General features: G+C 72.3%; 9 protein-coding genes. 4 read left to right on the forward strand and 5 right to left on the reverse strand.

The window, feature by feature from the left end; genetic code table 11:
• Positions 1-3: 3 nt before the first annotated feature.
• The gene (locus tag ACIP4P_RS34210; protein ID WP_400925165.1) at positions 4-450 is read left to right on the forward strand and encodes a MarR family winged helix-turn-helix transcriptional regulator; all 447 of its coding nucleotides are present in this window, start codon (positions 4-6) and stop codon (positions 448-450) included.
• A gap of 100 nt (positions 451-550) precedes the next feature.
• Here the strand turns inward: ACIP4P_RS34210 and ACIP4P_RS34215 are convergent, their stop codons facing one another.
• The 5 genes from ACIP4P_RS34215 to ACIP4P_RS34235 form a co-directional block, all read right to left on the reverse strand.
• Entirely contained in the window at positions 551-1,498 is a 948-nt protein-coding gene (locus ACIP4P_RS34215; RefSeq protein ID WP_350512816.1) for a M56 family metallopeptidase, read from the reverse strand.
• 183 nt (positions 1,499-1,681) lie between these two features.
• Positions 1,682-2,254, reverse strand: a complete 573-nt coding sequence (locus tag ACIP4P_RS34220; RefSeq protein ID WP_400925167.1) for a DUF5134 domain-containing protein — start codon at positions 2,252-2,254, stop codon at positions 1,682-1,684.
• Positions 2,255-2,417: 163 nt separating this feature from the next.
• Positions 2,418-3,176, reverse strand: coding sequence for an amino acid ABC transporter ATP-binding protein (locus tag ACIP4P_RS34225; protein ID WP_400925169.1), 759 nt, complete (start codon positions 3,174-3,176; stop codon positions 2,418-2,420).
• A complete protein-coding gene (locus tag ACIP4P_RS34230; RefSeq protein ID WP_400925191.1) occupies positions 3,173-3,994 on the reverse strand; it encodes an amino acid ABC transporter permease in 822 nt (273 codons plus the stop codon). Before ACIP4P_RS34230 ends, ACIP4P_RS34225 begins: the two co-directional genes overlap by 4 nt.
• A gap of 98 nt (positions 3,995-4,092) precedes the next feature.
• A complete protein-coding gene (locus ACIP4P_RS34235; protein WP_400925171.1) occupies positions 4,093-4,980 on the reverse strand; it encodes an ABC transporter substrate-binding protein in 888 nt (295 codons plus the stop codon).
• Positions 4,981-5,567: 587 nt separating this feature from the next.
• Between ACIP4P_RS34235 and ACIP4P_RS34240 the strand changes: the two genes are divergently transcribed.
• The 3 genes from ACIP4P_RS34240 to ACIP4P_RS34250 are packed head-to-tail and all read left to right on the forward strand — an operon-like array spanning position 5,568 to position 8,796.
• Positions 5,568-6,968, forward strand: coding sequence for a DUF6421 family protein (locus ACIP4P_RS34240; protein WP_350512820.1), 1,401 nt, complete (start codon positions 5,568-5,570; stop codon positions 6,966-6,968).
• A complete protein-coding gene (locus ACIP4P_RS34245) occupies positions 6,965-7,723 on the forward strand; it encodes an SDR family NAD(P)-dependent oxidoreductase (RefSeq protein ID WP_400925174.1) in 759 nt (252 codons plus the stop codon). Before ACIP4P_RS34240 ends, ACIP4P_RS34245 begins: the two co-directional genes overlap by 4 nt.
• Positions 7,720-8,796, forward strand: coding sequence for a threonine aldolase family protein (locus tag ACIP4P_RS34250; RefSeq protein WP_400925193.1), 1,077 nt, complete (start codon positions 7,720-7,722; stop codon positions 8,794-8,796). Before ACIP4P_RS34245 ends, ACIP4P_RS34250 begins: the two co-directional genes overlap by 4 nt.
• Positions 8,797-9,038: the final 242 nt, after the last annotated feature.

Raw genomic sequence — 9,038 nt, forward strand, 5'->3', positions numbered from 1 at the left:
GGCGTGGCTGAACTCGACTCCCTCGAAGCCTCGGCGGAGGCCGGTCTCATCGCGGAATGGCGCGAGCTGCTGGCCCGCCACGCCGCGGCCGTCTGTGCGCTCGACCGTGAACTCGGCGAGAAGCACGGGCTGGGCATGAGCGAGTTCGAGGTGCTGGAGCGCCTGGTCGAGGGGTGCGTCGCCGACGGGCGGCACGCCCTGCGGGCGAGCGAGTTGGCTCCCACCGTCCACCTGAGCCAGAGTGCGCTGTCCCGGCTGATCGCCCGGCTGGAGAAGGCCGGCCTGGTGACCCGGGAGATGTGCCCGAGCGACCGCCGGGGCGTGATGATCGCGCTGACCGCGGCCGGGCGCGAGCGCTACGAGCAGGCCCGCCCGCTGCACCGCGAGGTGCTCGGACAGACCCTCGGCGGCCACTTCGCCCCGCTCTGCGGGGAGTCGGCCAAGGACTGACGCTCCGTCAATCCCGTTGTACGGCAAGCTTTTTCACGCCGAGCCGCGTTGCGCCGTGCTGTGACGAGGTCGGCGCGGTTCGGGGCCGGGCCTGGCCGGGTCAGAGCAGCGAGTGGAGCCCCGGGGCGACGGCCAGCAGCACGGCCGCGGCGGGCGCGGCCAGGGCGAGGACGGTCAACTGCAGCCGGTGCGGCACGGACAGCCGGGGGCGGCCCGCGAGCAGCCGGTCCACCCGCTTCGGGGACTGCGCCAGACCGGGCGGGCAGGAGCCGAACACCCCACGGTCCAGGTTGAGTTCGGCCAGTGCCAGGGCGGTGGTGTGCCGGCCGTGCCGACGCGCGGCCCGGTCGTCGGCGGCCAGCTCGACCAGCTCCGCCACCTGGTCCCGGAAGGCGCGGAAGACGACGACGCCGGGGAAGCCGGAGGCGAGTGCCTGGGCGAACTGCTGCAGCCAGTGGTGCCGGGCCCGGACGTGCCCGCGCTCGTGGCTCAGCACGGCCGCCAACTCCCGGTCGGTGAGCTGCTGGAGGGCCCCGGTGGTGACCACCAGCCGGGAGTCCGGACCGGGCAGCGACCAGGCCTCCGGGCGGACGTTCTCCAGCACCACCAGCCGCTCCCGGCGACTCCGGGCGGCCTCGATCGCCTCCGGCAACTCGGGTGCACGGGTCGCCAGTTGGGCATGACGGCGGTTGCGCAGGGCCTTGGCGGTGCGGACCTCGCGGGTGAGCGCCAGCACCGTCTGCAGCCCGCCCGCGGCCAGCACCGCGGCGCACAGCCGACCCCAGCCCTCGGCGTCCTGGAGACCGTACGCGGCCTCCACGCCGTGCGGGGCGCCGGAGAACACCCAGGCCCGCAGCTCCGGCTCGGCGGCCGCGGCGGCGAGGATCAACCCCAGGGCGCAGCACAGCAGGACGGCCACCACGATGCACTGCCACACCAGCAGCGCCAGCACCGGTTCACGTTCCACCCAGCGGGCCCGGGTCAGCAGCCGGGGCGCGGCGGTGGAGAACAGCAGGCCGAGCAGCAGCAGGCCGGTCAGGGCAGTCATCGCATGGGCTCCCCGAGTACGCACGGAACGCGACAACGCGCTCCCGGCCAACCTATGCGCTGTCGACGCCCGGAGGAACGGCTTTCGACGGGCCAGTGACCAACGCCACGCGGACCGACGGCACACGCACGGAAGCCACCCGGCCGGGCCCGCTGCGCGAGGGCCCGGCCGGGCCCGGCGGCGTCACAGGGTCAGCAGCATGGCGAACATACCGATGCCCATGGTCAGTCGGCAGGCCCGGGGCAGGCCGGTGGCGCCGACGACGAGGGTGCCGGCGGAGGTGCGCAGCAGCCGGGCACCGGACCAGAGCGAGTAGCCGCCGAAGTAGAGCAGCAGGGTGCCGGTCAGCAACGGCGTACCGAGCGCGGCGGCGTGGTCGTGGTGGTGCCCGCCGGGGGAGGCGGTCATCGAGAGGGCCATGTACGTCATGGCGAGCGCGCCGACCGCGTGGTGCAGCCGGTGCGCCCGGCCGGTCGGGGCGTACAGGGCGGCGAGCAGGAAGGCGGCGGCGGGGAGGCCGAACAGGCAGGCCCAGACCGCCGTCGGGACGGTGGCGCCGGTGACGGCCATCGCCGCCATGCCCAAACCCATCAGGGCTTCGGCGGCGTCGGACTCGCGGGCGAGCGAGGGGTGGGCGTGGCGCGCGCCCGGGGCCGCGGTGGCACAGGGGGCGCGCCGCAGGCGGGTCAGGCAGTACACGCCGGCGGTGGCGGTGAGGAGGGCGAGGAGCCAGTTGACCAGGGTGGGTCCGTGCAACGGCGGCCTCCCGGGGTGGCGACGATCGTCCCGTCCACGATCACCGCTACGCCCCCGGCGCGACCAGGGCGCGCACAGGGGCGCACTGGGGTGACCACCGTGGTGAAACCGCCCCGGGGCGACCCGGAGCGACCCGGACGACCCGGGCCGCCGGCCGGGCGGCTCAGCGCTGCAGCCGCCCCGAGGCGACGATCCGGCTGAGGAACCGGCGGGTCCGCTCCTCCTGCGGATCCCCGAACACCTGCTCCGGCGGCCCCTGTTCGAGCACCACGCCGCCGTCCAGGAAGCAGACCTGGTCGGCGACCTCGCGGGCGAAGCCCATCTCATGGGTGGAGATGACCATGGTCATCCCCTGCTCCTTGAGGTCCCGGACCACCGACAGCACCTCCCCGACCAACACCGGGTCGAGCGCCGCGGTGATCTCGTCGAGCAGCAGCAGCCGGGGTCCGGCCGCCAGCGCCCGCACGATCGCGACCCGCTGCTGCTGCCCGCCGGAGAGCCGGTCCGGGTACTCCGCGGCCTTCGCCGCCAGTCCGAGCCGGTCCAGCAGCGCCAGCGCCTTCGCCTCGGCCTCCTTCCGGCCGACCCGGTGCACCCGGCGCGGGGCGAGCGTGATGTTCTCCAGCACCGTCAGGTGCGGGAACAGGTTGTACGACTGGAACACCACCCCGATCCGGCGCCGCACGGCGTCCTCGTCCGCGCGCGGATCGGTGATCTCCTCGCCGTCCAGGAAGACGGCCCCGTCGTCGATCCGCTCCAGCAGGTTGACGCACCGCATCAGGGTGGACTTCCCGGAGCCGGACGCTCCGATCAGCGCCGTCACCGAGTGCTCCGGCACGGTGAGGTCCACGTCGCGCAGCACCACCTGGCCGCCGAAGGCCTTGCGCACCGACTCCAGCCGGAGCACCGCCGTCCCGCTCACACCGCACCTCCCTGCAGTTGCCGACGGTTCATCCGCGCGGTCAGCCAGTCGGCGAACCGGGTCAGCGGAACGGTCAGCACGATGAACACCAGCCCCGCGACCAGGTACGGCGTGAAGTTGAAGGAGTGCGCCGCGATGATCTTCGCCGCGTACACCGCGTCGATCGCGCCGCCGATCGAGACCAGCCCGGTGTCCTTCTGAAGACTGACCAGATTGTTGATCAGCGGCGGCACCACCCGCCGCACCGCCTGCGGCAGGACGACGTACCGCATCGCCTGGGCGTTGGTCAGCCCCAGCGACCGCGCGGCCGCCCGCTGGCTCGGGTGCACCGACTCGATTCCCGAGCGGAACACCTCCGACACGTACGCCGAGTACGTCAGCACCAGCGCCGCCCCGCCGAGCAGCAGCGGATCGGTGGTCACCCCGGTGAGCCGCAGCGCCGGCACCCCGGTGATCATCACCAGCAGGCAGATGATCATCGGCAGCCCGAGGAAGAAGTCCACGTACGCCGTGACCAGCAGCCGCACCGGCAGGAACACCGGCCCGCGCAGCGTGCGCAGCACCGCGAGCAGCAGCCCGAACACCAGGATCAGCGCGCCGCAGCCGAGCATCAGCTCCAGGTTGAGCCGCAGCCCCCGGAGCACCTCCGGCAGCGCTTGGCGGGCGTAGTCCAGGCTGAAGAAGGTCCGCCGGGTCACCTCCCAGCCGGGGGAGTTGACGACCAGCAGGTACAGCACGACCGCCGTCCCCACGGTCGAGGCGGTGGCGATCAGCGCCGCGCGCCGGGCCCGGGAGCGCCGGTACGCCTCGTGCGCCAGCCGCCGCTCGGACGGGCGGTAGCCGTCGTCCTGCGCCGGGCCGTCCGGCCGCGGCGCCTTCGGGAGGTCGACCGCTCCGGTCGGGTCCGCCTCCCGGCTCACTTCAGCACCGGTGCCGAGACGGCGTCCGACAGCCACTGCTGCTCCAGCTTGGCCAGCGTCCCGTCCGCCCGCAGCGCGTCCACCGCCTGCGACACGCACGGCGTCAGCTTGGAGCCCTTGTCCAGTACCAGGCCGAACTGCTCACCCTTCGGGGCCGCTGCGAACTGCCCCACCACCTGGGCCTCGGGCACCTCGGCGCCGGTGATGTAGAAGGCGGTCGGCAGGTCCACCACCAGCGCCTCGACCTGGCCGTTCTTGAGCGCGGCCTTCGCCAGGTCGTTGGAGTCGTACACGGACGGCTGGGTGCTCGGCTTGATGGTGTCGGTGATGGTGTCCAGGCTGGTGGTGCCGACCTGGGCGCCCAGCTTGGCGCCCTTCAGATCGGCGATGCTCTTCGCGCCGGCCGCCTTGGAGCCCTTGAGCGCGATGACGGCCTGGCGCACGTCGTAGTAGCCGGAGGAGAAGTCCACCGCCTGCTTGCGCTCGTCGCTGATGGACACCTGGTTGATGTCGAAGTCGAAGTCCTTGGCCCCGGGCGCGGTCGCCTTGCCGAACGGCGCCACCACCCAGCCGACCTTGTCCGCCGGGTAGCCCAGCTTCCCGGCCACCGCGTACGCCACCGCCGACTCGAAGCCCTTGCCGTTCTCCGGCTTGTCCTCGGAGAACCACGGGTCGTAGGCCGGCTTGTCGGTGCCGACGGTCAGCTTCCCGGCGGTCCGGGTGGCCAGCGCCCCCGGCGCGCAGCTCGCCGCCGCACCGGTCGTACCCGAGGCGCCGGCGGCAGCCCCGTCGGTCTTGGCGTCCTGCGGCGCGCACCCGGAGAGGACGGCGGCGAGCGCCAGCGCGGCGACGGGCAGGACGGCGGAGGGCTTGCGGAGGCTCATGGCGGGGCTCCAGGGGAGGGACCGGGCGGGACAGGGGGAGAGGGGCGGTGGCGGGGCCCGGCGGTGCGGGCCGGGCCGGGTGGGCCGCTTCCCGGCGGGTCACTTCCCCCGGTGGCGGCGCCGGAACACACACGGCATGGTCGGCGTACGGGTCCGCGTCCGCGGCGCCCCGGTCCGGATCAGGGGCGGCCGCTCGGCCGCGGCCGGACCAGCTGCCGTGGTCGGATCAGCGACAGCGGCGGCAAAGACCGTTCGCGCGACAGCTCGCGCGACAGCGGAGGCCGTCCGCGCGACAGCGGCAGCGACGACACGCCTGCTGACGGAAGGGCACCCGGAACGGGCTGTCGTGGCGCTCGGCCACCGTGATCACCGCCGGGAGCATGCGGGGAGGTTCGCATCAGGACCGCGCATCTGTCCAGAACATCCAGGACACCGTCCACATGTCGGACACCTGAGCTCCCCGCACAGGTTTTGGCGCCCGAGCGGCGGCGCACGGAAGTTTTGCCGGTCGGGGCCCCCTTGAACGGGAGAACCTTTCGTACATATGGTGTCCTCGTTGAAATAACTCCTGTCGAAGTGAGTCCACGATGCAGAATCTTTCGCCAAGGCTCGCTGCGGCGGCCGACGCCCCGGTCTCGACCCTCGCCACCCACCCGGCGTGGCTGCGCCTGAAGGAGGCCGTCGAGACGCTGCGCCCCCTGCAGTCCAAGGACGGCTCGATCGACCTGTCCGCGGTCCAGCGGCACACCGTCGACCCGCTGGTCGCGACCGTCCGGGCGTCCGTCGAGGAGCTCGCCCCGCACTTCCCGCACGACGCCGCCTACCTGGCCGCCGTCGACACGGACCTCGCCAAGTGGGCCGACACCGGCTACCGGGAGCCCGACTTCCTGGACTCGCTGCTCGCCTTCCAGCCCGCCGACCAGCGGGAGGACGGCCTGGAGCACCTGGTCGTCTTCCCGATGTACACCCAGAACGGCAACCCGGACCGCAACCTGGAAGCCGTCCTGCTGAGCGTGGTGTGGCCGGATTGGCTGGACGAGCTGGAGCGGACCCGCTTCGACAACCCGATGTTCGTGCCGATCACCTTCACGGACTTCACGGCCGGCTACGACACCAACTCCGCGGTGCTCTTCCCCGAGACGGTCGCCGTGCGCAAGGCGCCGGAACGTTTCACCTGGGGCGGCATCTTCTGCGACCGCGAGGCCGCCCGCTTCCGCGCCGTCACCACCAGCGCCGTGCAGCAGCTCGGCCTGGAGATCCCTGCCGACGCCGAGGGCCTGCTCCAGGACCAGCAGCGCGCGCAGGAGACCTTCGTCCTGTGGGACCTCGTGCACGACCGCACCCACAGCCACGGCGACCTGCCGTTCGACCCCTTCATGATCAAGCAGCGCAGCCCGTTCTGGATGTACGGCCTGGAGGAGCTCCGCTGTGACCTCACCACCTTCAAGGAGGCGGTGAAGCTGGAGGCCGAGGGCAACGCGCACGCCCGCGACGTCCAGTACGCGATCCTCTTCGACCGCCTGTTCCGCTTCCCGGTCAGCGGCGACCGCGTCCGCAACTACGACGGCATGGGCGGCCAGCTGCTCTTCGCGTACCTGCACAAGCACGACGCGCTGCGCTGGCGCGACAACCGCCTCACCATCGACTGGGAGCGCGCCCCGCAGGTCACCAACGCGCTCTGCGGCGAGATCGAGACCCTCTACCGCGACGGCATCGACCGGCCCAAGTCCGCCCACTGGATCGCCGCGTACGAGCTGGTCTCCCGCTACCTCACCCCGCACCCCGCCTCCACCTGGGCGAAGGGCCCGGAGGCCCTCCCGCTCGACCTCACCGACGGCAAGGCCCTGAACAAGGCGCTGTGCGACGCCGTGGTTCCGGACGAGTTCCCGCTGAGCATGTTCTACGAGGCCCTGTCCAAGAAGCTCCGCGGCGTCATCGCCGCCACCGCCGGCATCACCGGCGCCGGTATCCAGGGAGTCGCCGCGTGACCACCAACCCCTCCACCAAGCTGGCCGGCAAGGTCATCGCCGTCGCCGGAGCCAGCGGCCCGGCCGGCCAGGCCGTGCTGCGCCGCCTCGCGGCCGAGGGCGCCACCGTGGTCGGCGCCGACATCGACCCCCAGCGCCTGGAGTCCGCCCTGGACGCCACCCGCATCGCGGTGCGCGGGGCGAAGGTGAGCGGTCAGGTGATCGACCTGCTCGACCCGCAGGAGGTCCACGACTGGGCCGACCACCTGGAGGCCGAGCACGGCCACGTCGACGGCCTGTTCCACCTGGTCGGCGGCTGGCGCGGCAGCAAGACCTTCTTCGACAGCCGCCTGGACGACTGGGACTTCCTGCACGACACCGTCGTGCGCACCCTCCAGCACACCTCGCTGGCCTTCCAGCCCGCGCTGGTCCGCAGCCCGGCCGGCCGCTACGCGATGGTCTCCGCCGCGGCGGCGCACAAGCCCACCGCCGGCGGCGCCGCCTACGCGGCCGCCAAGGCCGCCACCGAGGCCTGGACCCTCGCCATGGCCGACTCCTTCAAGAAGGAGACCACCTCCCCGGACGGCGAGCCCACGGCGGCGGCTGCGATCCTGGTGATCAAGGCGCTGGTCAGCCCCGAGATGCGGGCCGCGAAGCCGGAGGCGAAGTTCGCCGGCTTCACCGACACCGCCGACCTCGCCGGACACCTGGCGGACCTCTGGGACCGCCCCGCAGCAGAACTGAACGGACAGCACCTGTGGCTGACAGCCCGATGACCGACCTCACCCGTACGGACGCGGTACGGCGGCACGACCCCGCCGTCCGCGGCTTCGCCAGCGACAACTACGCCGGCGTGCACCCCGAGGTCCTCGCCGCGATCGCCCTCGCCAACGGCGGCCACCAGGTCGCCTACGGCGAGGACGACTACACGGCCCACCTCCAGGACGTCTTCCGCCGCCACTTCGGCGACAAGGCCGAGGCCTACCCGGTCTTCAACGGCACCGGCGCCAACGTGGTCGCCCTCCAGGCGCTGCTGCCCCGCTGGGGCGCGGTGGTCTGCGCCGACAGCGCCCACATCCACGTGGACGAGGGCGGCGCCCCGGAGAAGATGGGCGGCATCAAGCTGCACACCGTCCCGACCCCGGACGGCAAGCTCACCCCCGAGCTGCTCGACCAGCAGGCCTGGGGCTTCGGCGACGAGCACCGCGCGCAGCCGCTCGCGGTCTCCATCACCCAGAGCACCGAGCTCGGCACCCTCTACACGGTCGACGAGATCCGCGCGATCACCGAGCACGCCCACCAGCTCGGCATGCTCGTCCACCTGGACGGCTCCCGCCTGGCGAACGCCGCCGCCTCGCTCGGCCGGCCGATGCGCGAGTTCACCACCGACGCGGGCGTCGACGTGTTGTCCTTCGGCGGTACGAAGAACGGCCTGCTGCTCGGCGAGGTCGTGGTGGTGCTGAACCCGGAGCGGGTACGCAACATCAAGTACCTGCGCAAGACCTCGATGCAGCTCGCGTCGAAGATGCGCTTCGTCTCCGTCCAGTTCGAGGCACTGCTCTCGGGTGACCTCTACCTGCGCAACGCCGGCCACGCCAATGCGATGGCCAGCCGGCTGGAGGCGGCGGTCCAGAAGATCGACGGCATCGAGATCGTGCGTCCGGTCCAGGCCAACGCGGTGTTCGCGATCCTCCCGCGTGAGGTGAGCGAGCGGCTGCAGAAGCGCTACCGCTTCTACTTCTGGAACGAGCACACCGGCGAGGTGCGCTGGATGTGCGCCTTCGACACCACGGAGGCCGACATCGACGCCTTCGCGGCCGCCATCGCCGAGGAGATGGGCCGCGCCTGAGGGCGCACCTGACCGTGGATCGCCTCCGTCCGGACCCCCGGGCGGAGGCGATTTGCATGGGACGGGCCGGTCACCGTACAGTTCCGGAGTCGCCGCGGGAGACCGGGGCGACAAAGCGGAAAGTGAATCCGATGAATGAAACTCCGGAAAACGGAGCGGAAAACATCTGATAAGCTGGAAACACGAAAGAACGAAGCGCCCGGAGGGCCCGCTGGAAGGCGGTCCGAAGGAAGTGTCCGTTC

This window comes from Kitasatospora sp. NPDC089509, from assembly GCF_044749365.1.
Lineage (GTDB): Bacteria > Actinomycetota > Actinomycetes > Streptomycetales > Streptomycetaceae > Kitasatospora.

Coding starts and splice junctions, on each gene's coding strand:
- ACIP4P_RS34215 (WP_350512816.1), bottom strand. CDS start 1,498: ATGACTGCCCTGACCGGCCTGCTGCTGCTCGGCCTGCTGTTCTCCACC.
- ACIP4P_RS34235 (WP_400925171.1), bottom strand. CDS start 4,980: ATGAGCCTCCGCAAGCCCTCCGCCGTCCTGCCCGTCGCCGCGCTGGCG.
- ACIP4P_RS34240 (WP_350512820.1), top strand. CDS start 5,568: ATGCAGAATCTTTCGCCAAGGCTCGCTGCGGCGGCCGACGCCCCGGTC.
- ACIP4P_RS34250 (WP_400925193.1), top strand. CDS start 7,720: ATGACCGACCTCACCCGTACGGACGCGGTACGGCGGCACGACCCCGCC.